This is a genomic window from Pseudomonas sp. NPDC096917, from assembly GCF_044762555.1.
GTDB lineage: Bacteria > Pseudomonadota > Gammaproteobacteria > Pseudomonadales > Pseudomonadaceae > Aquipseudomonas.
Window position 1 is genome coordinate 25,483 of record NZ_JBIWEO010000011.1, and the last position, 20,732, is coordinate 46,214.

The window sequence follows — 20,732 nt, forward strand, 5'->3', positions numbered from 1 at the left end:
TGGCGCTAGTGGTGGCAGCGCTGGGCTAGTCGTCTTTATCCGGTGTATCGTTTTGCGGTTTTGCTAGTTCCTCGTCGGCCTTGTAGGCGCGAATGTCGATCAGCGCGGCTACATGGCGGATGTGCGCGAACTTCGGCGCTTTGCGGCTGCTATGCAGCACGGTGACGGGCAATTGAATACGGCCGCTGAGGATTTCAGCTGCAAACGACTGCTCGTTTAGATGGCGGAAGTACTGCACGCGCAGCTTGTCGAGGGGGATCAGCACGTCACCGAAGTTGCGATAGAGCAGTTCAACTGTGGCCGGGTCCGGTGCTGGCAGTAGCCGCAGTGGGGATTGATGGTTATTGCTCATGATCGCGTTTGCTCGATTTGGTTTTAAGTCGGGCTGGGTGGTTCCAGGCGTTCAGGCAGTGGCGCTTGGTCAGCTCGCGCAAGTGTTCCGGCACTTCAAGGAGCGCAGCGTTGCGCTCCTCTCGTGTCGGCATGGCCACGATCTGCCGAGCGTATTCCCTAGGCCACGTCACGGTGATCAGCCGGAGTTGCTGGAGGGATCAGGCCCAACTGTTCGGCCAGCCAAGCGATACCTGGCTTGCGCACCCGGGTTGATTGGCTGTACTGCATACCGAGTTCTGCGTGGAACCAGTTACTGTCCTTTATCCGCAAATACTCACGGTCCCGAACCGGGAAGGCCGGCAAGTTACGCTCGTTGAGCAAGCCTTTTTCGCGCATCGACTTGATCAGCTTTGGCCGGGTAGTGCCCAGGCACGCAGCGGCTTTGGCGAGGGTGCGTTCCATAACACCCCCCCTAAGCTGCAAGCGCGGCAGGAGTTGCCGACGCGACCAAGTGATCGAGCGACTGAAGCAGCCGGTTAAAGCTGTGCTGATCGTCGCCATAAGTCGTAAAGCACTGAGTGCGTGGGTTACTGTCGCCGGCGACCAGAATCGCCGTGATGCCTTTACGGCTTTGGGTGCGATGGACTGCCAGGCTGACCGCCTCATCCAGACCGATATCGAGCTTCAAGGAGCCGCCTTGGCGGACCAGCTGGTTCAGTTGCTCTTGTTGATAGGTGTCCAGTAGTTGGCCGCAGTCGACCGATTCAGCATGCACGCGCGGTGTTGCAGACTCGGCAGTATCTATGCGGCCATTGGCGATGGACTCAATAAAGTCAGCGAGCACCTGGTGCTTGTATTTGTTTGTATCGCTCACCGTCAGGCTGTGTTTCTCGTCGCCGGTAACAATGGTGAAGAGCGTGTGGGAGGAACCGCGCTCAACCTGCAGCACGAAGATCAACGGCAGGTTGGTATTTTTGAAGCTGCACGAGTGGTGAAACGTGCCGTTCAAATTGACTTGCGCAGCCAGCAGGCGAAGGGTTTTATCAGTCAAAGAAAACCGGTTCATGCTGCATGCCCTCCGTTGTTTGGATCGAACGGGGCAGGGCGGTTGCTGTGCGGGACCAGCCGGGGTTTGTGGTTGTGGAGGATGACCAAGCGGCCGGTGGTTGCTTGCAGTTGCTCAATCAGTCGACGGTTACTGGTGCACGCTGGATGGACGTGCAGGGTAGCTGTGGTGTGCATGGTGTTGCCTCGCTCTGTGGTGTTAGAGTGAGGCAAATATCACGCATCGTGCTTATGTGTGTCAATTCAAATCGTGATTATATATCTGAGGCTGAGTGTAGAAAGCGTGATGATTTCAGAATTCCGCCTACAAGATGTATTTCTTCTACGTCATTTTGGTCTATGTGGAGGGTGGCGTGTTCCGCATTTACGCTGTCAAGGCGGTACATCCCATCACGCAAGTAAATGAATTCCTTGATCATGGTCCTTCCGGAAGTCGTACGCACCATCACTTCATCGCCGCTAACAAAGCTTTTGTTAGGTTCAACAAGTACAAATTCACCATTTTTAATTCGTGGCAGCATGCTGTCGCCTAAAACTCTTAGGCCGTATGCGTCAGGGTCATCACTGTGGATTTTAAGGTACCCATCCCCATGGCCCTGGGGGAAGTCTAAGGCTTCAAAATACCCTGAGTTACCTAGTTGCGCGTTTCCCATCACTGGGACTACCCCTTTTTTTGCCCAGCCTATGTTGCTGCTAACAGGTTGATTTCTATCGCTCGAGCGCCCGGAGTCGCGAGTTAGACGATCCTCGGAGCGAACTCGGCCTTGAATTTTGTCTGGAAGTGAATCCAGTTCTGAGCGATCTCTACCGGCTACTAGATCAGGCAATGTGGTGTCGAGAGCTAGGGCGATTTTCTCCAAATCCTCTAGGTTGGGTTGGCGAGTTCCCTTTTCGTAGTTACCAATTCGTGATTGGGACTCCCACCCGCAAGCATAAGCAAGGGCCTGCTGACTCATTCCCTTTGCTTTTCTTAATTGTTTGATGCGTAAGCCAAGTGTGTTCATGTGCTTTTTTTACCACGAGTCGGAATGTTTTTATCTCACTTTGCGTGTTGAAAACTTCACGATACGTGCTTATCATGGCGTCGAGTCACTGGAGGCACACCATGAACTGCATTGCAGAGCAAAGAGCAAAGTCAGGCATTAAGCAGCGTGAGTTGGTCGCGGCATTAGGTTGGACTCAAACGCGGCTCAGTAATTATGAGGCTGGCCGGCGTACTGCGGGCCTAGTCGAATGTCGAGCAATAGTCAGCGCTTTTAACCAGCTTGGAGTGAAATGTACTTTAGATGACATCTTCCCTCCCGGTATGAATGCTTCGATTCGGGCAGCGTAAAAAGCTGTAAAGAAAAAAGGCGACCAATAGGCCGCCCAGTTCCTCCCGGCACACACCACCACAGTGTCGCAGGGTCGCGGTAGAGGGAGACGTGCACACCACATGCAATTCCGCCTCCCTTTACCGCGCTTTCCAAGGCTCGGAAGCTTTGGGTTGCTGCCTTCTCCACCACAGATCTGGCAGCTGTTGCGCCAGAGGTGAGCGACGGATCGCTTGCCTCGGCACGGTGCCGGTTTCGATCTTAAGAATCTAGACCGGCTTTTGGGCCTACTCAGCCACGCGGCAAATGTACCATCACAACACGCCGCGCGGCACTGGCAACATTCAAGGATTAATGCCATGAGCCGTATTGCTCTTAGTTGCACCCAGCGAGCGCAGCGCGAAATTCTGCCGCTTGATTTGGCGCTGTACCACGCTGCACGTGACTATCCGGGTGGCGCTGCAGCCATCGCTGCCACCACTGGCCGCAATCCCACCACGCTACAGCATAAGTTGTCCCCGACCCATCCAAGCCACACGGTGAATGTTCAAGAGTTCGCCGAGATCCTGGAGCTGACCAAAGACCGACGCATTCTTGATGCGGTGCATGCGTTGGTGGGCGACACGATCTGGCAGGAGCTGGCCGAGGCATACACCGACGATATGCCCGAGACGCTAACCACAGGCCTTGCTGTGTATTTCCGTCAGGTAGCAGATCTGGCCGACACTTGGGCCAAGAGCATTGGCGATGGGGTGGTCAACGACCGCGAACTGGCCGAGATCCGCTTGCAGGTGTTTCGCGGTATCCAAGGCTTGTTGGGCCTGTACAACCGCGCTTGCTACGTCAACTCGACCACGCGGGGGGCTGACCGTGGCTGATATTGCAGATTTTGCTAATGACCTGATGCAGGAACGCATCGACCTGGCTCTGGCAGCGCGCAAAGCGCAGCCGGTGTTTGCTTCTTACGAGTTTTGCGTGGACTGCGATTCATCAATCCCCTTGGCCCGCCGCTTGGCGGTCACCAGTTGCACTCGTTGTGCAGCCTGCCAACAACTGAATGAACAAGTAGGTACCCGTTATGCTCGATGACGTTCTCGGTCAATTCGCTGACCACGGCCTTGAGCCTGCGCAACCACTCGTGTTCGGCAAGCTGACCCGTTGCAAGACCACGCAGGACAAGGGCAAAGAGAAAAATGGTTGGTATGTGATCCATGAGCACCGCACCGAGAAAAACGAGACGCTGATTTTCGGTAGCTTCGGTGATTGGCGTTCGGGCGACAGCAACAAGATCAAGGTCAAGGCCGGGCGCATGAGCCAGGAAGAGCGCGACGTTATGCGCGCTCGCCAGGAGGAAGGTAAACGCCGCGCCGCCGAGATTGCCGCGAACGCTGCCCGCCGTGCTGCCAATCGAGCATCTGGCCTGTTCAAGCGCATGCCGGAGAAAGGCCGCAGCGCTTATCTGGATCGAAAGCAGATCGTCGGCATGGGCGTGCGTTATGCCCCGCGCTCCGGTGCAGTGTTGGTGCCGATGAGCAACGTACGGGATCAGATCGTCGGGTTGCAGGTTATCTACCCGGAGAAGCAGCAGGACACCGGCCGCGACAAGTCCTATTGGCCTTATGGCATGTCCAAGGAAGGCGCCTTCCATTTGATTGGCCCGCACCCTGAACCGGGCGAGCCGGTTCTGGTGTGTGAGGGCTACGCAACTGGCGTCAGTCTGCATATGGCCACCTCGCTGACGGTGGCCATTGCTTTTGATGCGGGCAATTTGAGCGTTGTGGCCAAGGCCATGCGTGAGCGTTTCCCTGGCCGTGCATTGATCGTGTGCCGAGACGACGACTGGAAAACCAAGCGTCCTAATGGCGAGCCTTGGAATCCCGGCGAAGAGAAGGGCTGCAACGCTGCTTTGATCGTTGGTGGTCAGGTGGTTGGCCCCGTGTTCTCGGGTGAGCGCGAAATCAAGTGGACCGACTTCAACGACTTGCACTGTGCCGAAGGCTTAGACGCTGTTCGCCGCCAGGTGTTGTCGGTGGTCAGGCCTCCAGCTGCAGGGGGCTGGAAAGATCAGTTGGCACGCACTGAAAACGGCTCATTGATCGCGCATATGCAGAACGTCGAATTGATCCTAGGCAATGATGAACGCTGGGCGGGTGTTATCAGTTTTAGTGCTTTTAGCTCCAAGATCGTCAAAGTCCGCACGCCGCCTTATGGCGGAGGAACCGGGGATTGGAGCGACATCGATGACATACGCGTTATGAAATGGCTGGCCCAGCAATACAACCTGCGCGTTAAAGCCTCCAGCGTGATCGAGGCGGTCAGTGTTGTGGCCCACGACAACTCGTTTCACCCGGTGCGCAACTACCTGAACAAGCTTGAATGGGATCGCGTGCCGCGCCTTGATACCTGGCTCAACACGGTGATGGGCGTGACCCAAAGCGGTTACAGCGCCAAGGTCGGCAAGCGCTGGATGATCTCGGCGGTCGCACGGGTAATGCGTCCGGGCTGCAAGGCTGACTCGGTGATGATACTTGAAGGCGGGCAGGGCGAAGGCAAGTCCACGGCCATGAGCATCCTCGGCGGCGACTGGTTTATGGATACGCCGTTTGCCTTGGGCGACAAGGACGGCTTTCAGGCGATACGCGGCAAATGGATCATCGAGCTGGGCGAGCTGGATAGCTTCAACAAGGCCGAGAGTACCAAGGCCAAGCAGTTTTTCTCGGCATCCACCGACACCTACCGTGAGAGCTACGGCCGCAGAACAAATGACGTGCCACGCCAGTGTGTTTTCGTGGGTACCACGAACCAGGACGAATACCTCAAGGATGCCACGGGCAACCGCCGCTATTGGCCGGTAGCCTGTACCAAGGTCGACCTGGATCAGTTACGCGAGATCCGCGACCAGCTGTGGGCCGAGGCGATGTTCTGTTATGAGGCAGGCGAGATCTGGTGGGTTAACCGCGACGAAACCCCGATGTTCGCCGAAGCCCAGGACGAGCGCTTTGTGGTGGATGAATGGGAAGGTCCGATCCTGAACTGGCTGGAAGAATCGCAGATCGGCGAAACCACCAGCGGCAGCGAAGTCCTGGCCAGCGCGCTGAAACTCGACTTCGGTCACTGGGGCAAGCCCGAACAAATGCGTGTCGGTGCAATCATGCACCGGCTCGGATGGCGGCGTGTGCGCCTGCCTGCTTTGGCTAAAAGCGGCCAGCGTCCTTGGGCGTACAAAAAGCCAGAAAACTGGGGTGGTTACTCAGCCTTGCAGGTGCAGAAGTTCGAGGAGCCTTGCTTTGATTAAGCACATCGACACCATGCTCAAGCTTTGGGCTGAGGATCTGCACAGTGAGGCGCCCGAAGGCACATGCGGCGGCAACATGATTGCCATGCTGATAGAAACCAAGGGCGAGCTGATTCGCGGTACTCGGGGGAGTCGGGTATTGCTCGATGAATCGGCGGACATAGAGTTGATCGTCAACAAGCATTTGCCACCGCAGTTGTCGTTGGTGGTGCGTGAGCACTACTGCAACCACGACAGCTTCCTGTCGCAGAAGTACACCCACTGCGGTTGCAGTCGTGACACCTACTACCAGCGTCTGCACGACGCGCACCTGTGCATTGCTGGCTTGCTGATGGGGAAGGCTGCGTGATCCCCTGCGCTACTCCAATCATCGTTCTTGTCTTGGCTCACCGCGTCCCACTGCTTTGCAAGGCAGTGGGGCACGCGCAGGCCGCGCCGTTACTGTGCTGTCCCACAGTCCTACCTGTAAATGCCCCTCGCCCATGTGAGCGTAGCGGGCAGTAATACGCGCGTTTCACGCGCATGCGTGTTCTTAACAATCTTTCTATATACGAGGAAAAAGTAAAAGAAGTAGGACAGTGGGTCACAGCCTTAGATTTAGGCACTTTCCCTTGTCCCACTTTGATTCTGAACAGTGGGGCAGGGCAGCCAGCCCCCAAAAGCGCTAGCCGGGGTGATGTATTCGCCGACATTCGCCGGGCGTTCAGCTACCAAACCCACATATTCACCGATGGCATTAAAAGTGGCTTGCTGCCACCGGAATCCACCTGTAAAAAGTAGTCATCTTCGATAGGTGCGACCGCAGACAGCGGCAGGCACCACCACACTAAACCCGGCCATTGCGCCGGGTTTTTTGCGTTTAGGGGCAGGCAATGACAACAGAGCAACAAGCGTTAGCTGATATGCCGATCTGGCTGGTGATCGCACTGTCCCTGGTAGGTGGCGTATCGGGCGAGATGTGGCGAGCGGACAAGGATGGCGCCCGGGGTTGGTCGTTGCTCCGGCGTCTGGCTTTGCGGTCAGGTGCCTGTATCGGGTGCGGGCTTTCTACGATGATGTTGCTGCATGCCAACGGTGTGTCGATCTGGGCAGCTTCAGCGGTGGGCTGCCTTACAGCAATGGCCGGGGCCGACGTCGCCATTGGTCTTTACGAACGCTGGGTCGCCCGACGCCTAGGCGTCAACGAGTTGCCATCTGCAGATCGAGAGCAAGAGCGATGATGCGGCTTGAGATGCGTGACAACATCGACAAGATCGTGCGGGATATTCGCGGGCTGGCCCCGAACAAGGTGCCGATGGCTGCGGCCAAGGCCCTGACCTTCACCGCTGAGCGTGTGCAATTAGCCGAGACCGCCGAGATAGCCCGTGTGTTTGATCGGCCCACGCGTTGGACCTTGAACTCAATCTACAAGCGCGGAGCCAGTCCCACCCGGCTGTTTGCTCGCGTGTGGGTTAAGAATGAATCTAGCTCGGGTATCGCCGCCTCGAAGTACCTACCGGTCCATATGGACGGCGGAAGTCGTCCACACAAGCGATTCGAGAAGGCGCTGATTCACTACGGCCTGATGCCGGCAGACATGTACGCAGTGCCAGGCCGGCGCGCCCGGATGGATGGCAGCGGCAACATCAGTCGCGGCGAGATCATGCAGATACTGTCCGCCCTTGGCGCTGCCGAGCGTGTGTCAGGCTTTATGGCCAACCGCACGGCGCGAAGCAAGCGGCGCAATCGCAATGCCCCGGACTACTTTGCTGGTCGCCCGGGCAATGGCACGGGACCGCTGGGTATCTGGCAGCGTGTCGGCAGTGGGGCACGCCCGATCCTGATCTTCATCAAGCGCCCAACCTATCGTCGGCGCTTTGACTTTTACGGCGTGGCCGATCGCGTCGCCGCTGCCGAGTTCGAACCGCTGTTTCGCCGTGCATTGGCCCGCGAGATGGGCCGGGGGTGACAGCGAGCCGCGATTTCGTCCGGTTTCGGTCGATTTTGGTGCATTTCGACCGCGAATGACGGCCTCGACCCCTTTTTCAATGGGTCCTTCCGGCCGCTGACGGAATTGGGGTAATTCGAACCCCGATCTTTTTGCAGATTCAACCCGACATAGGGGGTTCCGCTTCCTGTCCAGCCCTAGGAGATGACCATGCCGACACAGCGCGAGATTGCCGATCACCTGGACATGAGCGAGCGCAATGCCCGCGATGTGTTGAAGGGGTTGAGCATCAGTGACTGGCAGGCTGCCAGCCTGGACGAGATCCGTATCGCCTACATCCGCGACCTGCGCAACAAGGCGGCGGGGCGCGGGGGCAGCCAGTTGGAAGAACTTAACGCCGTGCGAATTGACGAGGGGCGCGTCAAGGCGGCGAACGGGCGTCTGCTGTATCACGAGAAGTTGCGGTCGCTGATCCCTAGCATGGAAGCGGAGCGAGTGCTGTCCGACTGGTCGGCCTTTGCCAACCGGGAATACCTGGGCGGCGTTGAACGATTAATTCAGGAAATCGAGAACGTGCAGAAACTCACGGTCGATCGATCTGTGGTGGCCAAAGTTGCTGGACCTACAACCGAACGAATTGCAGGCTACGCGCGAAAACTTGGCGCAGAGCTTGTTGGCAGCAGCGGGGAAGTTCAACCCGCCGCGTGATGTGCCCACGGCGGAGTACTTGAGTACAGAGTTTTACTTGCCCGCGGAAAGCGGTGTGCTGCACGGTCTGTATGACTTCCACTACACGCCATACTTCCTAGGCGTTGCCGCCGCGCTGGATGATCCACGCGTCAGCGAAGTGGACCTGATGAAAGCCGCGCAGATCGGCTGGACCTGGTTCCTGATTGGTTACCTGTTTAAGTTTGTCCAGTTCCTGCCGCGGCCGATCATGATCCTGTTTGCCAAGGAAAAGGACGGCAAGAACTTTCACGACGAGAAGCTCAAGCACGGCGTGATGGCTAACAGCGAGGTCAATCGGTTGATGCCGGTCGACACCAGCCGGTCCTCGGGTAACCGCTGGGACCACAAGAGTTTCCCTGGCGGCTTCCTCAAGTTGGTTGCCTCGAACTCCCCCGGCAACGTGAAGTCGACTTCATCCGTGGGCCTTTCAGTGGTCGAAGAACCGGACGACACCAGCGACGACGTAAAGGGGCAGGGTGACGCGATCGCTCTGCTGGAAGAGCGTGGTAAGCGTTACCCCGGTTCGAAAATGCTGGTCGGTGGAACCCCGGCGATCAAGGGCGCGAGCAAAACCGAGGCGCGCCTAGCCCAGACCGATTGCCGGGTGCTGCCGATTGTCTGCCATGCCTGCTGCCAGGCACATGTGCTGGACTTCGCCCATATCAAATATCTGGACATCAATGAAGGCGTCGAGCCTCACGAAATCTATGGTCGTGCGGATCCCGAGACCGCCGGTTACGCCTGCCCCCATTGCGGGGAAGTCTGGGACGACTACCAGCGCAAGGAGAATATCCGCAACACGGTGTTCAACGCCGTCGAGGCGGGTGATCCTTTCTGTGGTTGGGTTGCGACCAAGCCCTTTGCCGGGCGTGCAGGGTTCATCGAATTGAACGAGCTCTATGCATGCCTGCCGGGTACCAGCCTGGCGAACATCGTGCGCGAGCAGCTCAACGCCGAGCACCAGGCCGCAATGGGTAACCTGTCGCTACTGATCAAGTTCGTCAACCAGAAACAGGGGCGAGCGTACGAGTACAAATCGGATCTGCCCGAAGCTGACAAGCTGGCGGAGCGGGCCGAGGATTACCCTGAAATGTTCGTGCCCATGGGCGGCCTGGTGATCACCGCGGGCGTCGACGTGCAGCACGATCGCCTGGCCGTCGTTCTTCGCGCCTGGGGCCGTGGCGAGGAGTCATGGTTGCTCTACTGGGGTGAGATCTACGGCGAAGTGGTGTTGCCAGGGCAGGGCGTTTGGTTGGACCTGGAAAAGCTGCTGTTCTCGCCGATCACCCATGCCTGCGGCGCCAAGCTGAAAATCCTGGCCGTCTCGCTGGATACCTCGGACGGCACTGTCACCCAGGATGCGGCCTATGCGTTTTGCCGTAAGCATCAGCAACGCGGGGTGATGGCAATCAAGGGTGCCAGCGAACGGGGCAACAGTCGGGACGATGAACGCAAAGAAATCTTTAGCGCGCCTCGGCAGGGTGTGGACACCGACAAGGAGCAAAAGGCTTCGAAGTACGGCCTGCGCCCTTACATCGTCGGTACGTCGCGGGCTAAGGATCTTTGGATTGAAGGCCGGCTGCCGTTGACGGGCGAAGGTCCTGGTCGGATGCACTTCTACAAGACCGTGCGGCCGGACTACTTCCGGCAGATTACCGCCGAAGTGAAAGCCCCCAGCCGGCGGCACCACTATCGCAAGGTCTGGCAGAAAAAGGCGGGCGAGCGAAACGAAGCCACGGACTGCGAAACCTATGCGCTGCATGCGGCCCGTTCGCTGAAAACCCACCTGCTCAATGAGCACGATTGGGCTGCACTGGATGCACAGATCCGGCAAGGCGGTTTGTTCGATTCGCCACCACCGGAATCGGACATCGAGCCGGATTCAGACCCCGTACCGGCGCCGGAAAACCCGGTACCGAAACCACCCGCTGAACCCAATGAGCTCCCGCCTTCTGGCGGGAGAGTTGTTTCTGGGCGCCGTACTGCCATGCGCGTGCTCTCTCAACGCAGGAATTAATTTATGGCCATCACCCTGGAACAGGCGCAAAGCCAGCTTCAAGCCTGGCTCGACGCAAGCATTAAGGTCAGCCAGAAGCAGAGCTATCGCATCGGCACCCGCCAGCTGAACTACGCCGACGCGGCGGAGATCACCAAGATGATCGATTACTGGCAGTTGCAAGTGGATCGACTGGCCAGCGGTCGCCCTCGCGGCATTGTCTTGCGCGGGATCACGCCGCTATGAGCCGCGCATCCAAGGCCCCTCAGCCGACGTTGTTGGACCGGGCCATCAATTGGTTGAACCCCGTGCAGGGTGCGAAACGCATGCATGCGCGGATGACGGTGACGGCGCTGGGCGGATACAGCGGCGCCTCGAAGAACAAACGCTCGCTCAGTGCCTGGAACCCGGGTGCTGGTAGTGCTGCCTCGGATCTGCTGCCAGACCTGGCAACTCTCCGGGAACGCTGCCGCGACCTGGAGCGCAACAACCCCATCGGCGGCGGCGCGATCAACACGGTGGTAACTAAGACGGTCGGTACCGGGTTGGCGCTGAAGTCAGTGGTGAATCGGCAGATCCTCGGATGGAATGAGGACGCCGCGCGTGATTGGCAGCGCAATACCGAGTCGCTGTTCAAGTCATGGGCCGAAACCACGGCGTGCGACATCACTCGCGAACAGAACTTTTACGGCTTGCAGGACCTAGCCTGGCGTTCGGTGCTCAGCAGCGGTGATGTCTTTCCGTTATTGACCCACAAAGAACGCCCAGGTCAGCACTACTCGGCCTGCATCCAATTGATCGAAGGGGATCGGGTGTGTAACCCGGACAACAAGGCTGATACCGAAACGCTGACTGCCGGCATTGAGCGTGATGCCGATGGGGAGCCAATCAAGGCTCACATTCTACGCAGCCACCCAGGTGCACTGGGTGTGAGAGAGCGCAAGTGGGATGAGCGCCCCTTCTTTAATGAGCGTGGTGGCCGTGCGCTGCTGCATTTGTATCGGCGCAAACGTGTCGGTCAACCGCGCGGGGTACCGTATCTGGCGCCGGTGATTGAGAAGCTAAAGCAACTCGATCGCTACACCGATGCAGAGCTGGAAGCCGCGGTGGTGTCGGCGTTCTTCGCGGTGTTTATCAAGCCTGGGCCTGGGGGGGACCTCAGCCCGTTGGCCTCCGCCGCGACCGGCAACACGCCGGTGGGCGGTGATCGTCCTGCAGATCGTTCGGCCGGTGGCTGGGACGGTACGCTCAGCGGCGGCATTGTCGCCGAGCTGGATCCCGGTGCATCGATAGAGTCCGCCGCGCCTGGGCGTCCAAACCTGGCGTTCGACCCATTTGTATTGGCGATGTTGCGCCAGATCGGCATGGCGTTGGAGCTGCCCTATGAAGTGCTGATCAAGCACTTCACGGCCAGTTACACCGCCGCGCGCGCTGCTGTGATGGAGGCTTGGCAGTTCATCCGTGGCTGTCGCGACTTCCTGGGCAACGACTTCTGCCAGCCGGTGTACGAGCACTGGCTGGAAGAGGCCGTCGCGCAGGGCGACATCGATGCTCCCGGCTTTTTCGACCATCCGTTACTGCGGTATGCCTACTGCGGTTCGATTTGGGTCGGCGATGGTCCGGGTACTGTGGATCCGCTCAAGGACATCAACGCGGCCAAGGCGCGTGTCGATCTGGGCGTCAGCACGCTGGCCAAGGAGTCGATGCTCTACGACGGCAGCGACTGGGAAGAAAACCACGAACAACGCGCGCTGGAAGTGAAACGTCGAATGGAAGACGGCCTGTCTGCCACGCCGGCCTCTCAACCTGAAGACCAGTTGCCGCAAAACCCCGACCTACCCGAACGGACCTGACCATGACCGATAAACCAACCGACGCTCCCCTGGCGCATCGGGTGACGGCGTTCGACCTGGTGTCGCGTGAGCCCTGGGCGATTACCCCGGACATGCTGCACACCATCACGGCGATCGCCCGCCGTGAGAACGATGGCCCCGAGGCTGTAGAGGCCAGGCAGGGGCGCCCGCTGCAGAACACCCGCAACGTGACCCAGCGCGGCACTGTGGCGCTGGTTCCGGTCACCGGCCCGGTGTTTCGCTACGCGAACCTGTTCACTGCCATGTCCGGCGCAACTTCTCTCGATGTACTGGCGAAGGAGTTCACCGCGGCGGTGGATGACCCGCGAACCGACAGCATCATCCTTGTGATGGACACGCCCGGCGGCCAGGCCAGCGGCATCGCCGAGTTTGCCCAGATGATCCGGGCATCCCCGAAACGGGTGGTCGCCTATGTATCGGGCAACGCCGCCAGTGCGGGTTACTGGATGGCAGCCGCGGCTCACGAGATCGTCATGAGCCGCACCGGCGCTGTCGGCTCGATCGGCACCGTGCTCTCGGTGCGCACGAATAAGGATGACGGCAGCGTCGAGATCGTCAGCAGCCACAGCCCAAACAAACGTCCCGACTTTGCGACCGAGGAGGGCCGAGCGCTGGCCCAAAACCATGTCGATCGCTTGACCACCATCTTCGTCGAGGACGTCGCGAACTATCGCGGTGTTGACGTCGATACCGTCCTTTCCGACTTCGGTCAGGGCGACATGCGGATTGGTTCAGACGCTGTGTCCCTGGGCATGGCCGACCGTGAATCCACCCTTGAATCTTTGATTGCCGAACTTAACGGCAGCAACTCCGGAGATCGTTCTATGAGCGCTACCACCGCAACCCAGCCAGGCACCCCCGCTGCCGACAAGCCAACCATTGATCGCGCTTACCTGGCGGCGAACCACGCCGAGCTGCTGGCGACGCTGGAGCACTCCGCTCACGCCGCTGGTGCGAAAGCGGAGTGTGAACGTATTCAGGCTGTCGAGGCTGCCGGCCTTCCCGGCCATGAAGAGTTGATCGCCTCCCTGAAGTTCGATGGCGTGACCTCGGGTGCTGAAGCAGCCAGCCAGGTAATCGCCGCTGAAAAGTCCAAGCGCACTGCCGCGCTGGCGGATATCCGCAGCACGGCGACCAAGCCTGTCCCTGCCGCAGCCGCACCGGATACGCCGGCAGCCGCGGCAGATCAGGAAGACCCTGAGGCGCCGCTCGAGGAGCGTGCCAAGGCGACCTGGGACGGCAACAAGGAATTGCGGGCTGAGTTCGGCGACTTCGGGGCGTACCACGCCTACCGCAAAGCCGAAGACAAGGGCCTGATCAAAGTCCTGAAGAAGTAACCCGGACCACACCCACCACCCTTTAGGCCTTGGAGAACCCCCATGCCTCTTACTCTCGACACTCCCCGCGCTTACGAGACGGGCGACATCAATGATCTGGCTGTCGCTGCTGCCGTGCAGATCTTCGAAGGCTCGGCCGTCGGCATCAACTCGGCTAATGGCCTGGCACGTCCATTGGCTGCTGGTGATCTGTTCGTTGGATTCGCTGACCGTGGCGTGGATAACCGCACTGGCGCTGCAGGCGCGGCGCGCGTTCGCCTGCTTGAAACGGGCAAGGTGCAACTGCCTGTCGCAGCACTTGCCATCACCGACATCGGCAAAGCGGTGTACGCCAGTGACAGCGGCACCTTTGTCCTCACCGCTGCGGGTAATAGCCGGATCGGCCATGTGCACCGCTTTGTCAGCGGTGGCGCGGGCATCGTCAAGTTCGCCGCGCAGGCCGTCCCGGCCGCGTAATACGCCGGTTTACCAAGTCTTACATCAGGAGTTACACCCATGGGTGCTGAAGTACTTTCCAGCCGTGCCGTCATTGGCACGTTTTACGAGCTGCTCGAACAAAACGCCGGGGCGACCTGGATCGATCTTATCTCCAACCTCTTTGACTCCGACCAGGCCAAGGAAACGTATCCGTGGATCGGCGCGGTACCGACGCTGCGTGAGTGGATTGGCGGGCGCCACGCCAAGGGCTTTGTGAGCGCTGACCTCGAAATCGAAAACCTGCACTACGAAGCGACGATCGAGGTCCTGGTCAAGGAGCTGCGCCGCGATAAAACCGGGCAACTGCGCATTCGTCTCGGTGAGCTGGCCGATCGCACCAACTCGCACTGGGCTCGTCTGCTGTCGGCCCTGGTGCTGAACGGCGAAAGCCAGATCTGCTACGACGGCCAGTACTTCTTCGATACCGATCACGAAGAGGGCAACAGCGGATCGCAATCGAACAAGATCACCACCGACATCAGCGAGCTTGCTGCCACGTTGCACGGCACTCCCTCGCGCCCGAGCCCTGAAGAGTTCCAGCAGGCCGTGGCCAAGTCGGTGACCCAACTGACCAGCCTCAAGGACGATCAAGGCGAACCAATCAACGAACTGGCCCGAGAGTTCCTGGTGATGGTGCCTTTCGGTTTGCTGAGCGTGGCCCAGTCGGCGCTGACCGTACCGCGCGGTACCAACATCAGCGAGATCGTCATGCCGGACAACGTCAACGTGCGGGTGATCGGTAACGTCCGCCTGAATGCCTGGACTGACAAGTTCGTGACCTTCCGCACCGACGGGCGCCTGAAATCGTTCATCCGTCAGCAGGAAACCGACGTGGTGATGAAGGCCAAGGCCGAGGGCTCGGAGTACGAGTTCGACAACGACGCGCACCAGTATGGCGTCGACACCTGGCGCAACGTCGGTTTCGGGCGCTGGCAGTACGCCGTCCTTAACCAACTGGTGTAAGCCTTCGGGCTTGCACCTCATTCGAGGACATCACAATGCCGAAATACACAGTCGATCAGAACATCACCTTGTTCGGTGGCGAGCTGATCCTGACGGCTGCTCAGGCCGGTGCGCGTGCGCACTGCCTGCAGGAGCTCAAGAAAGGCCGTTACGAGATCATCAGCCCGGTCCAGTTCAAGAAGGGGGAGGTGATTGTCATCCCGGGCGAACCGGACAAGGCGCTGGCTCAGAAGGTCACCAAGGTCGAAAAGGATGCAGGGGGCGGCAATGGCGAATAAATCCTACCGGGTGCTCAGCGGTTCATTCCGCAAGCCCAACGACGAGTTGGTCGAAGCCGGCGGAATAATCGAGTTGCCGGCCGACGTTGCGGAGCGTTTCCGTAACCAGCTGAGCGAAGTTGCCCCCGCCGAGTCGACCAAAAAAACCGGTCCGGGCAAGGCTGAAGGCGATGTTTGAGGAGGACCTATCGGCCTTCCTCGAGGATTTCAATGTGTGTGGCTTGGTCGACGGTCAGCCCTTCCTGGCGGTGCGGGACATGCCGGATGAGATCCGTGCCATGGCCGGCATCAACAGTCAGTCGACCTACTACGAAATCCTGATCATCACCGCCGAAGCAGAGCGCCTGGGCATCGTCAACGGCAAGTTGATCAGCGTAGGCGGCGTGTCCTACAGGGTGCGCGACCGGCTGATGATCGATGACGGAGCGTTCAGTCTCGCTTCACTCACCAAGGTCTAACCCTATGTCTTCCATTCAAGAGCGCATCGTCGATCGGGCGAAGGTGCTGATTCTTGGCGCCGGTACGTTGGCCGGTGACCGGGTGTTTCGCAGTCGTACGGAAGCGATCACCCGGGATATGTCGCCGGCCATTGTGATTCGTCCGAACCTAGAAACCACCGAACGTGAAAGCCACGGCGTGGACCGTAACCAGTTTGAGCTGTCGGTGGAAATCCTCGCCCGCGAGGACACCACCACGGGCGCGGCCTGGGACCAAGTCGCGGATCTGGTCAAGGTTGCCGTGCACGCGGTCCTGATGGAGGAGGACGCCTTTCCCCAGGCTGACCGCATTCAACGTTTCTACATCGACTGGATCGAGGACGACGGCGACAACACCGCGGGCAACTGCATGGTGCGCTACCGCTTCACCTATCTGTGCAACACCGACGACTTGTTGTCGGGCCCCACTATTTATTGAGGAACACCTCTCATGCAAATTGCATTCGGTAGCGGGCTGTTTTATGCCACCCCGCTGATGGACGCCTATGGCAACGTGTTGGCGGCACCAACCCCCATCCTGCTGGGCATCATGCAAGAAGCGTCGATTGACCTGTCCTTCGACTCGAAAGAGTTGTTCGGCGGCGAACAGTTCGCGGTCGATGCAGCGCGTGGTCAGGGCAAGTTGTCGGGCAAGGCCAAGGCGGCGCAGATCAGTCTTTCGCAATGGAATGCCCTGGTGTTTGGCCAGCAGCTGCAGCCGGGCCAAGTGTTGGTGCATCACGCGACCACACCTACACCTATTCCCGTCGGGGGTAAAATCATTGTCGATCCGCCGGCAGGTGGTTTGTTGGCCGGTGATCTGGGTGTTCGCGGTAGTGGTGCGGTGGCTTTTGAGCGCGTACTGACAGCTCCAGTCGCTGGTCAGTACACCTATGACGCTGCGACAGGCGAGTACGCCTTTGCGGTGGCTGACGCCAATACGCCAGTGTTTATCGACTATCGCTATTCGGTGGCCACCGGCAAAAGTCTGTCCGTGCGCAACCTGCCGATGGGCGATATGCCGGTATTTCAGGGCGAGCTGTACCTGAAGTACAAGGGCAAATCGATCTATGTGCGGGTTCCGAACTTTGTCAGCAACAAGCTCGGCATTGCGACCAAGCAGGATGACTACACCATCCCCGACTTCGAATTCACCGGATACGCCGATGAGTTCGGCGAGGTCGTTTACTGGAGTGCCAGCGAATGACGCCCGTCAATGTACCGGGTGTTGAATTCCCCTTCCCGGGCAAAACACTGGTGATACCGCCAATGGCGCTGGGAGATCTGGAACAGCTGCTCGATCGCATCAATAACGTCATGTCCGGGCGAATGGACAAGGACAGCATCGCAACCGTCATTGATGCAACGCATGCCGCCTTACGCCGCAACTACCCGGGCATGGAGCGGGCTGAAGTGGCGAGCCTGCTGGACCTGCAGAACATGCGTGCGGCGCTCGACGCGGTGATGAGCGCCTCGGGGATGGAGGCGCAACCCGTGAACGAGACGGGGGAAGCGCTGGCCCCCTCGACTGGGGCCAACTCTACGCGCATCTGATCGCCTGCACAGGACAGAGTCCAGTCACGCTGCGGCGTGATTGGGACATGGTCATGGTGGGCCACATGACGGACTACTGGAATCACCATCCACCTGTGCATGTGCTGGTGGCAGGCTACCTGGGGTACAAGCCGAGCCAGTCGGTCACCGGCGCGCCGGACCTGGCCACCCACATGGCTGCATTCGCCGCGGACATGCGCAACGAGCTGCCGGAGCACTTGCGCGGTGCCTTGGATGCGTTTGTGGCCCCGGCCTGATTCAACATGCGACTCAACTGTTTCACCGTCACCCAAACTCCGCTTCGGCGGAGTTTTTCATTATTTGCTCAGTGAGGTTCCGGCATGGATAGGAATATCGCGTACCAGTTCACTGCCGGCACCCAGGGTTTTGACCGTGCCGTAGAAAGCATCGAGCGCAACATGCGCGATGCGCGAAGCACGTTTAACCGTGAGTTGAGGGCCATTAACACCGACATGGTGGGGAGCCAAACCCAGATCAGTCGATTGGGTGCAGCGGCCAATGATGCCTTCGGCTTTGTCGGGACCAAAATAAAGGGCGATCTGCTCGCGTTGGGTGCTTCGATGGCTGCAGTCTTTTCTGCTGTTGCGATCAAGGATTTTGTCAGCGACAGCAAGGCGGCGCTGCTTGAGCAGCAGTCTGCGTATCGCGGCCTTGAGGCGGTGGCCAACCATGCAGGTTTGGGTATTGGTCGGGCAATGGAGGAAGCCCAGAAGCTCTCCGCCGATGGTTTGATCAGTGTGAGTGATGCGGCCAAATCGCTGCAGAACCTGTTGAGTCGGGGGTACAACGTTGATCAGGCGGTGTTGGTTATCAGCCGCCTGAAGGACGCTGCCGCTTTTAACCGCCAGGCCAACCTCGGTATGTCTGAGGCAATTGTGGGCGCAACCGAGGGCCTCAAGAACGAAAACTCTGCCTTGGTCGACAATGCCGGCGTAACAAAAAACGTCGCGAAAATGTGGGAGGAGTACGCCAAGAGCATTGGTACCACGCGCGACAAATTGAGCGATTCGCAGAAGATTCAGGCGGAGTACACCGGCATTCTCAAGGAGACGGAAGCCCAGGTGGGTAATGCCACCAAAGCCTCTCAAGGGTTGACGGGCAGCCAGGCCGAGCTGGATACCAAGAGCAACGAACTCAAGGTCACCATTGGTACCATTCTTGAGCCTGCTTTTATCAGCTTGAATAAACATCTGTCTGAGACGGCCAGTTGGTTCAACCGCCTGCTGAAGGGCATGACAGGTGTGGGGCTAACCGTTGAAGAGGTTGCGGCGAATGTCGCTCGTTATGAGGCCATGTTGGGGACGGTTGTCGCTGGTCCGCGAGGTGGCGGTGGTAAGGCTCAGCTCGAAGCGACTTTGGTTGAGGAGCGCTTGCTGCTCGAAAGCATGCAGTTAGTGTCCACCAAAATCGAGGATGTCGATGCGGGAATGCGTTCGCGCCTCGCCCGTATCGAAGAGCAGAAGCGCAAAGTTGCGGATATGGCAGCAACAGGTAATACCGCGTTGACCAAGCCGGCACAACAGGGTCGGGTCAGCCCAACAGCGTATGGTCTTGAAATCGCACGGCTGACGAAGCTTGAAACCGCGTATGCGGCAGCCATTGAGCATCGCAAGAAGCTTCAGGAAGGAAACACTCCACCACCTCCGGCCAAGCCGGACACACCGGCTGGTGGGGGAGCCTCAAAGTCGCGGGTTAGCCAGTGGGCCGAAGTGCTGGACGCGCAGAAAGTGGCGCACACTCAGCAGCAAGCCGAGCAGGGGACCTTTCAGCAGTTCTCGCTGCAGAAGGAAGTCGACTATTGGCAGGCGGTGCTGCAGCGCACTGACCTGAGTGCGGCCGAGCGGTTGAGCGTGCAGCGCAATTACTTGGGCGCGCTGACCAGTTTACGCAAGCAGGACGAAGGTTCAGCGTTTGCGGATCTGCAGGCGCAGGCGCAGATGTACCGCAACAACATGGACGCCCGCTTGCAGATCGCCCAGCAGGTGCTGGACCGCAGTCGCCAGTTGTACGGACAGGACAGCGAGGAGTATCGCCAGGCAGCCTCTGAAGTGGTGGCGATCGAACGTGAGAAGCAACAGCAAATCACCAACATGAAGCAGCAACAGCTCGGTGCCGACCAGCAGGCACGGCTGGCGGACATTGCCCATGCAGAGCAAATGGCCCAACTGGATCTACAGGCCAATCTGATCACCCAGGGGCAATTGCTGCAATCGCAGGCCGAGTTTGAGCAACAGCGATACGCGATTGAGGCAGCGGCCCTGGAGCAGCGAAAAAAATTGCTCGAGCAGGATCCGGATCGCAATCCTGTCGCCTTGCAGCAGGTGCAACAACAGATCCTCGCGCTCGAGCAAACCCATCGCAACAGCCTGGCGGTCATTGGCCGTCAGCAAACGATGGAATCCCAGAGCAACTGGACCGGGATGGTCGGCAGTGTGCGCTCCAGCTGGACCAGCGGGCTGAATGGCATCTTGACCGGCACCCTGTCCACCCAGGGCCTACTCAAGGGGATTTTTGGCAGCATCGGCACCGCGTTCATCGAGAACATGGTGACCGCCCCCTTGATGGCTTGGTTGTTCGGCGAAACCGCCAAAACCGGTGCAACGGTGGCCGGTGTCGGGGTGCGTACCGCGGCCGAGGCGGGCGGCGCTGCCATGTCCGTGGCGATCTGGGGCGCGGCAAGCATTAAGAACATCATGGCCAGCGCCTGGCAGGCCATGGCCGGTGCATTTGCCGCGATGTCGGCCATTCCTATCATTGGCCCTGCGTTGGGCGTTGCAGCGGCTGTCGCTGCTGGTGCGTTCGTGTTCGGTATGGTCAAGAACGTGGCGTCCGCCGAGGGCGGTTACGACATTCCCGCCGGTACCAACCCGATGACTCAGCTCCACGAGCAGGAAATGGTACTGCCCAAACAGTACGCCAACGTCATCCGCCAGGCGGCGAATGGCGAGGGGCAACTGGGCGGCGGATCGGGAAACTATCACTACCACGACAACAGCGGTCGCCTGACCCCAGCAGACATCCGGCGTAATGCGCGGGTGTTTGCTGAGGAAATGCAGAAGCTACGACGCAATGGCGCCATCAAGGCCTAAGGGGG

General features: G+C 59.2%; 28 protein-coding genes. 22 read left to right on the forward strand and 6 right to left on the reverse strand.

The features are described 5' to 3' along the window. Nucleotides 1-25: 25 nt before the first annotated feature. From ACIQYF_RS14280 to ACIQYF_RS14305, 6 genes are all read right to left on the reverse strand, one after another. A complete protein-coding gene (locus ACIQYF_RS14280) occupies nucleotides 26-352 on the reverse strand; it encodes a pyocin activator PrtN family protein (RefSeq protein ID WP_402862649.1) in 327 nt (108 codons plus the stop codon). Beyond that, a complete protein-coding gene (locus ACIQYF_RS14285) occupies nucleotides 342-485 on the reverse strand; it encodes a hypothetical protein (protein ID WP_402862652.1) in 144 nt (47 codons plus the stop codon). Before ACIQYF_RS14285 ends, ACIQYF_RS14280 begins: the two co-directional genes overlap by 11 nt. Before the next feature lie 25 nt (nucleotides 486-510). Further along, entirely contained in the window at nucleotides 511-795 is a 285-nt protein-coding gene (locus tag ACIQYF_RS14290) for a phage antirepressor KilAC domain-containing protein (protein WP_402862655.1), read from the reverse strand. Nucleotides 796-805: 10 nt separating this feature from the next. Continuing rightward, nucleotides 806-1,399, reverse strand: coding sequence for a hypothetical protein (locus ACIQYF_RS14295; protein ID WP_402862658.1), 594 nt, complete (start codon nucleotides 1,397-1,399; stop codon nucleotides 806-808). After that, nucleotides 1,396-1,575, reverse strand: coding sequence for a hypothetical protein (locus ACIQYF_RS14300; protein WP_402862661.1), 180 nt, complete (start codon nucleotides 1,573-1,575; stop codon nucleotides 1,396-1,398). The genes ACIQYF_RS14295 and ACIQYF_RS14300 overlap by 4 nt, the downstream gene beginning before the upstream one ends. 77 nt (nucleotides 1,576-1,652) lie before the next feature. After that, the gene (locus ACIQYF_RS14305; RefSeq protein ID WP_402862664.1) at nucleotides 1,653-2,402 is read right to left on the reverse strand and encodes an XRE family transcriptional regulator; all 750 of its coding nucleotides are present in this window, start codon (nucleotides 2,400-2,402) and stop codon (nucleotides 1,653-1,655) included. A 101-nt stretch (nucleotides 2,403-2,503) separates the two neighbouring features. On the opposite strand from ACIQYF_RS14305, the gene ACIQYF_RS14310 reads away from it, so the two are divergent. The 22 genes from ACIQYF_RS14310 (at nucleotide 2,504) to ACIQYF_RS14415 (ending at nucleotide 20,727) form a co-directional block, all read left to right on the forward strand. Beyond that, nucleotides 2,504-2,731: a helix-turn-helix transcriptional regulator gene (locus tag ACIQYF_RS14310; RefSeq protein ID WP_402862667.1), complete on the forward strand. Its 228-nt coding sequence runs from the start codon at nucleotides 2,504-2,506 to the stop codon at nucleotides 2,729-2,731. A gap of 339 nt (nucleotides 2,732-3,070) precedes the next feature. Continuing rightward, nucleotides 3,071-3,589 (forward strand): phage regulatory CII family protein, encoded by a 519-nt coding sequence (locus ACIQYF_RS14315; protein ID WP_402862670.1) that lies wholly within the window; start codon nucleotides 3,071-3,073, stop codon nucleotides 3,587-3,589. Beyond that, nucleotides 3,582-3,800: a TraR/DksA family transcriptional regulator gene (locus ACIQYF_RS14320; RefSeq protein ID WP_402862673.1), complete on the forward strand. Its 219-nt coding sequence runs from the start codon at nucleotides 3,582-3,584 to the stop codon at nucleotides 3,798-3,800. The genes ACIQYF_RS14315 and ACIQYF_RS14320 overlap by 8 nt, the downstream gene beginning before the upstream one ends. Next, on the forward strand, nucleotides 3,790-6,006 hold the full coding sequence (locus tag ACIQYF_RS14325) for a VapE domain-containing protein (RefSeq protein WP_402862676.1): 2,217 nt from the start codon (nucleotides 3,790-3,792) through the stop codon (nucleotides 6,004-6,006). The genes ACIQYF_RS14320 and ACIQYF_RS14325 overlap by 11 nt, the downstream gene beginning before the upstream one ends. Further along, the gene (locus ACIQYF_RS14330) at nucleotides 5,999-6,355 is read left to right on the forward strand and encodes a hypothetical protein (protein WP_402862679.1); all 357 of its coding nucleotides are present in this window, start codon (nucleotides 5,999-6,001) and stop codon (nucleotides 6,353-6,355) included. Before ACIQYF_RS14325 ends, ACIQYF_RS14330 begins: the two co-directional genes overlap by 8 nt. 523 nt (nucleotides 6,356-6,878) lie before the next feature. Continuing rightward, nucleotides 6,879-7,226, forward strand: a complete 348-nt coding sequence (locus ACIQYF_RS14335; RefSeq protein WP_402862682.1) for a phage holin family protein — start codon at nucleotides 6,879-6,881, stop codon at nucleotides 7,224-7,226. Further along, nucleotides 7,223-7,954, forward strand: a complete 732-nt coding sequence (locus ACIQYF_RS14340) for a hypothetical protein (RefSeq protein ID WP_402862685.1) — start codon at nucleotides 7,223-7,225, stop codon at nucleotides 7,952-7,954. The genes ACIQYF_RS14335 and ACIQYF_RS14340 overlap by 4 nt, the downstream gene beginning before the upstream one ends. 189 nt (nucleotides 7,955-8,143) lie before the next feature. Further along, nucleotides 8,144-8,641, forward strand: a complete 498-nt coding sequence (locus ACIQYF_RS14345; protein WP_248686493.1) for a hypothetical protein — start codon at nucleotides 8,144-8,146, stop codon at nucleotides 8,639-8,641. A gap of 19 nt (nucleotides 8,642-8,660) precedes the next feature. Further along, complete coding sequence (locus tag ACIQYF_RS14350; protein ID WP_402862690.1) at nucleotides 8,661-10,679, forward strand: phage terminase large subunit family protein; 2,019 nt, start codon at nucleotides 8,661-8,663, stop codon at nucleotides 10,677-10,679. Between the two features lie 3 nt (nucleotides 10,680-10,682). Next, the gene (locus ACIQYF_RS14355) at nucleotides 10,683-10,904 is read left to right on the forward strand and encodes a DUF6148 family protein (protein ID WP_402862693.1); all 222 of its coding nucleotides are present in this window, start codon (nucleotides 10,683-10,685) and stop codon (nucleotides 10,902-10,904) included. Continuing rightward, the gene (locus ACIQYF_RS14360; RefSeq protein WP_402862696.1) at nucleotides 10,901-12,511 is read left to right on the forward strand and encodes a phage portal protein; all 1,611 of its coding nucleotides are present in this window, start codon (nucleotides 10,901-10,903) and stop codon (nucleotides 12,509-12,511) included. Before ACIQYF_RS14355 ends, ACIQYF_RS14360 begins: the two co-directional genes overlap by 4 nt. 2 nt (nucleotides 12,512-12,513) lie before the next feature. Beyond that, complete coding sequence (locus ACIQYF_RS14365; RefSeq protein WP_402862699.1) at nucleotides 12,514-13,869, forward strand: S49 family peptidase; 1,356 nt, start codon at nucleotides 12,514-12,516, stop codon at nucleotides 13,867-13,869. Between the two features lie 42 nt (nucleotides 13,870-13,911). Beyond that, complete coding sequence (locus ACIQYF_RS14370; protein ID WP_402862702.1) at nucleotides 13,912-14,325, forward strand: hypothetical protein; 414 nt, start codon at nucleotides 13,912-13,914, stop codon at nucleotides 14,323-14,325. 39 nt (nucleotides 14,326-14,364) lie between these two features. Then, the gene (locus ACIQYF_RS14375) at nucleotides 14,365-15,309 is read left to right on the forward strand and encodes a Mu-like prophage major head subunit gpT family protein (protein WP_402862705.1); all 945 of its coding nucleotides are present in this window, start codon (nucleotides 14,365-14,367) and stop codon (nucleotides 15,307-15,309) included. A 35-nt stretch (nucleotides 15,310-15,344) separates the two neighbouring features. Beyond that, nucleotides 15,345-15,587 carry a hypothetical protein gene (locus ACIQYF_RS14380; protein WP_218495644.1) on the forward strand — a complete coding sequence of 81 codons (243 nt, stop codon included), beginning with the start codon at nucleotides 15,345-15,347 and terminating at the stop codon, nucleotides 15,585-15,587. After that, nucleotides 15,577-15,765 (forward strand): hypothetical protein, encoded by a 189-nt coding sequence (locus ACIQYF_RS14385; RefSeq protein ID WP_402862710.1) that lies wholly within the window; start codon nucleotides 15,577-15,579, stop codon nucleotides 15,763-15,765. The genes ACIQYF_RS14380 and ACIQYF_RS14385 overlap by 11 nt, the downstream gene beginning before the upstream one ends. Beyond that, on the forward strand, nucleotides 15,758-16,045 hold the full coding sequence (locus tag ACIQYF_RS14390) for a hypothetical protein (protein WP_402862713.1): 288 nt from the start codon (nucleotides 15,758-15,760) through the stop codon (nucleotides 16,043-16,045). Before ACIQYF_RS14385 ends, ACIQYF_RS14390 begins: the two co-directional genes overlap by 8 nt. Before the next feature lie 4 nt (nucleotides 16,046-16,049). Continuing rightward, nucleotides 16,050-16,502, forward strand: a complete 453-nt coding sequence (locus ACIQYF_RS14395) for a hypothetical protein (RefSeq protein ID WP_402862716.1) — start codon at nucleotides 16,050-16,052, stop codon at nucleotides 16,500-16,502. 12 nt (nucleotides 16,503-16,514) lie between these two features. After that, on the forward strand, nucleotides 16,515-17,270 hold the full coding sequence (locus ACIQYF_RS14400; protein WP_402862719.1) for a hypothetical protein: 756 nt from the start codon (nucleotides 16,515-16,517) through the stop codon (nucleotides 17,268-17,270). Then, nucleotides 17,267-17,617, forward strand: coding sequence for a hypothetical protein (locus ACIQYF_RS14405; RefSeq protein WP_402862722.1), 351 nt, complete (start codon nucleotides 17,267-17,269; stop codon nucleotides 17,615-17,617). Before ACIQYF_RS14400 ends, ACIQYF_RS14405 begins: the two co-directional genes overlap by 4 nt. Before the next feature lie 65 nt (nucleotides 17,618-17,682). Then, the gene (locus ACIQYF_RS14410) at nucleotides 17,683-17,874 is read left to right on the forward strand and encodes a hypothetical protein (RefSeq protein ID WP_402862725.1); all 192 of its coding nucleotides are present in this window, start codon (nucleotides 17,683-17,685) and stop codon (nucleotides 17,872-17,874) included. Nucleotides 17,875-17,958: 84 nt separating this feature from the next. Next, nucleotides 17,959-20,727, forward strand: a complete 2,769-nt coding sequence (locus ACIQYF_RS14415) for a hypothetical protein (protein WP_402862728.1) — start codon at nucleotides 17,959-17,961, stop codon at nucleotides 20,725-20,727. The last annotated feature ends 5 nt before the right edge of the window (nucleotides 20,728-20,732 follow it).

Coding starts and splice junctions, on each gene's coding strand:
- ACIQYF_RS14280 (WP_402862649.1), bottom strand. CDS start 352: ATGAGCAATAACCATCAATCCCCACTGCGGCTACTGCCAGCACCGGAC.
- ACIQYF_RS14395 (WP_402862716.1), top strand. CDS start 16,050: ATGTCTTCCATTCAAGAGCGCATCGTCGATCGGGCGAAGGTGCTGATT.
- ACIQYF_RS14375 (WP_402862705.1), top strand. CDS start 14,365: ATGGGTGCTGAAGTACTTTCCAGCCGTGCCGTCATTGGCACGTTTTAC.
- ACIQYF_RS14335 (WP_402862682.1), top strand. CDS start 6,879: ATGACAACAGAGCAACAAGCGTTAGCTGATATGCCGATCTGGCTGGTG.
- ACIQYF_RS14315 (WP_402862670.1), top strand. CDS start 3,071: ATGAGCCGTATTGCTCTTAGTTGCACCCAGCGAGCGCAGCGCGAAATT.
- ACIQYF_RS14360 (WP_402862696.1), top strand. CDS start 10,901: ATGAGCCGCGCATCCAAGGCCCCTCAGCCGACGTTGTTGGACCGGGCC.
- ACIQYF_RS14345 (WP_248686493.1), top strand. CDS start 8,144: ATGCCGACACAGCGCGAGATTGCCGATCACCTGGACATGAGCGAGCGC.
- ACIQYF_RS14305 (WP_402862664.1), bottom strand. CDS start 2,402: ATGAACACACTTGGCTTACGCATCAAACAATTAAGAAAAGCAAAGGGA.
- ACIQYF_RS14390 (WP_402862713.1), top strand. CDS start 15,758: ATGTTTGAGGAGGACCTATCGGCCTTCCTCGAGGATTTCAATGTGTGT.
- ACIQYF_RS14385 (WP_402862710.1), top strand. CDS start 15,577: ATGGCGAATAAATCCTACCGGGTGCTCAGCGGTTCATTCCGCAAGCCC.
- ACIQYF_RS14370 (WP_402862702.1), top strand. CDS start 13,912: ATGCCTCTTACTCTCGACACTCCCCGCGCTTACGAGACGGGCGACATC.
- ACIQYF_RS14300 (WP_402862661.1), bottom strand. CDS start 1,575: ATGCACACCACAGCTACCCTGCACGTCCATCCAGCGTGCACCAGTAAC.
- ACIQYF_RS14295 (WP_402862658.1), bottom strand. CDS start 1,399: ATGAACCGGTTTTCTTTGACTGATAAAACCCTTCGCCTGCTGGCTGCG.
- ACIQYF_RS14400 (WP_402862719.1), top strand. CDS start 16,515: ATGCAAATTGCATTCGGTAGCGGGCTGTTTTATGCCACCCCGCTGATG.
- ACIQYF_RS14355 (WP_402862693.1), top strand. CDS start 10,683: ATGGCCATCACCCTGGAACAGGCGCAAAGCCAGCTTCAAGCCTGGCTC.
- ACIQYF_RS14415 (WP_402862728.1), top strand. CDS start 17,959: ATGGATAGGAATATCGCGTACCAGTTCACTGCCGGCACCCAGGGTTTT.
- ACIQYF_RS14410 (WP_402862725.1), top strand. CDS start 17,683: ATGACGGACTACTGGAATCACCATCCACCTGTGCATGTGCTGGTGGCA.
- ACIQYF_RS14325 (WP_402862676.1), top strand. CDS start 3,790: ATGCTCGATGACGTTCTCGGTCAATTCGCTGACCACGGCCTTGAGCCT.
- ACIQYF_RS14340 (WP_402862685.1), top strand. CDS start 7,223: ATGATGCGGCTTGAGATGCGTGACAACATCGACAAGATCGTGCGGGAT.
- ACIQYF_RS14365 (WP_402862699.1), top strand. CDS start 12,514: ATGACCGATAAACCAACCGACGCTCCCCTGGCGCATCGGGTGACGGCG.
- ACIQYF_RS14380 (WP_218495644.1), top strand. CDS start 15,345: ATGCCGAAATACACAGTCGATCAGAACATCACCTTGTTCGGTGGCGAG.
- ACIQYF_RS14290 (WP_402862655.1), bottom strand. CDS start 795: ATGGAACGCACCCTCGCCAAAGCCGCTGCGTGCCTGGGCACTACCCGG.
- ACIQYF_RS14405 (WP_402862722.1), top strand. CDS start 17,267: ATGACGCCCGTCAATGTACCGGGTGTTGAATTCCCCTTCCCGGGCAAA.
- ACIQYF_RS14285 (WP_402862652.1), bottom strand. CDS start 485: ATGCCGACACGAGAGGAGCGCAACGCTGCGCTCCTTGAAGTGCCGGAA.
- ACIQYF_RS14310 (WP_402862667.1), top strand. CDS start 2,504: ATGAACTGCATTGCAGAGCAAAGAGCAAAGTCAGGCATTAAGCAGCGT.